The 1,761-nt window shown below is 68.5% G+C and carries 2 protein-coding genes; both read right to left on the bottom strand.

Annotated elements, in window-relative coordinates:
• Positions 1 to 365, bottom strand: a 365-nt coding sequence (locus JMF90_RS35665; RefSeq protein ID WP_201326212.1) for a thiamine phosphate synthase, incomplete at its 3' end; no start/stop codon positions are given.
• Between the two features lie 22 nt (positions 366 to 387).
• Positions 388 to 1,716, bottom strand: coding sequence for a hemolysin family protein (locus JMF90_RS35660; protein ID WP_201326213.1), 1,329 nt, complete (start codon positions 1,714 to 1,716; stop codon positions 388 to 390).
• Between the last annotated feature and the right edge of the window lie 45 nt (positions 1,717 to 1,761).

Here is a 1,761-nt window from a genome sequence, read left to right as displayed (position 1 = left end):
AGCAGGTCGTCTTGCGTGTGGCACGCGGCGGACACCCATCGAGCAGCCGGCAGCGGCCGTTGCGCGGCGGCGCGCAATGCGGTGCCGTCGAGATGCCAGCCGGCGCCGTCGAGCCGCATCACGCCGGCTGCATCGATCGGGCCGTTCAGCATCAGGTGCGCGCCGGCCGCGGCGCAGCGCGCGAGCGCCGCGGCGGCCAGCGACGCGAACGCGGCCGCGTCGAGCGATTTCACGCGTAGTTGCACGAGCGTTTCGCCGCGTGCGAGCACGGCCGACAGGCGGTCGAGGAACGCCGCCCGATCAGCTGCCGACGCGGACGCCGGTTCCGGCGTGATCACGCAGCAGCGCGGCAGCGGCGCGTTCATCGTGCGATGCGGCGCCGGGCCGTCATTCGTCGGCCTCTTTCACGATCTTCGGATAGACGCGCACGAGCACGATGCGCGGCCCGTTCATCTTCTTCACGACGACGTCGAAGCGGTCGAACGACACGCGCTGCCCTTCGGTCGGCAGGTCGCTCAACGCCTGGATCACGAGGCCGCCGACCGATTCCGCGCGGCCTTCGTCGATGTCGATGCCGAGCGCCTGCTCGAGCGACACGACGGGCAGGCTGCCCTTGCCCATCAGCGTGCCGTCGTCGAGGCGGCTCCAGTCGGCGTCGCCTTGGCGGAATTCGTCGTGGATCTGGCCGACCAGCGCGCCGAGCAGGTTGTCGAGCGTCAGGAAGCCGATCGGCTTCTCGCCCTTGTTGCCGACCAGCGCGAAGTGCGGGGCGCCCTTGCGGAAGCGGCGGAACAGCTCCAGCGCCGGCGTATCGGGCTTCACGTACTGGACCGGGCGCACGTAGTCGGAGAGATCCTCGAGCGCGGCGCCCGCGTGACGCGCGAGCAGCAGGTCCTTCAGGTGGATCAGCCCGCTCACCTGTTCGCGCGACGCATCCTCGAACAGCGGATAGCGGCTGAAGCGGTGCCGCGCGACGATCTCCATGTTGTCGGGCAGCGGCAGGTCGCGCCGCAGGCCGATCATTTCATGGGCCGGCCGCATCAGGTCCGACACGGTCATCGACGAAAAATCGAGCGAATGCGCGAGCGTGTTCCACTCGTCGTTGGTGTACGTGCCGCGCGCTGGCTGGGCCGCATTGCCGGCCGCGCTGCGGCGGCTGCGCAGGATCAGCTTCAGCTCGTCGGTTGAATAGTGCGCATCGCCGCCGTGGTCGGCCGACAGCCCTGCGAGCCGCAGCACTGCGTTGGCGCTGGTGTTGAGCACCCAGATCGCCGGATACATCGCCCAGTAGAACGCGTAGAGCGGCAGCGCGACCCACAGGCCGACCTTCTCCGGCTGACGGATCGCCATCGACTTCGGCGCCAGTTCGCCGACGACGATGTGCAGGAACGAGATCAGCGAGAACGCGAACACGAGCGAGATCAGGTGCACGACGCGCTCGGAGTGGACGCCGATCAGGTCGAGCAGCGGGCCGAGCAGTTGCGCGAACGCCGGTTCGCCGACCCAGCCGAGGCCGAGCGATGCGAGCGTGATGCCGAGCTGGCACGCGGAAAGATACGCGTCGAGCCGGCCGTGCACGATGCCGAGGATGCGCCCGCGCAGGCCGTGCTTGCGGGCGAGGGTCTTGACGCGCGTCGCGCGGAGTTTGACGAGGCCGAATTCGGCCGCAACGAAGAACCCGTTCAGGGTCGTATAACTTCGTATAATGTATGCTATACGAAGTTATTACGCGCACGACGTGGCACCACGGCCGGTCGAGCA

The sequence above is a fragment of the Burkholderia sp. E168m23 genome (assembly GCF_016586125.1).
GTDB lineage: Bacteria > Pseudomonadota > Gammaproteobacteria > Burkholderiales > Burkholderiaceae > Burkholderia > Burkholderia orbicola.
The sequence above is the reverse complement of the archived record's forward strand: the minus strand, read 5'-3'. Positions and strand labels throughout refer to the sequence as shown.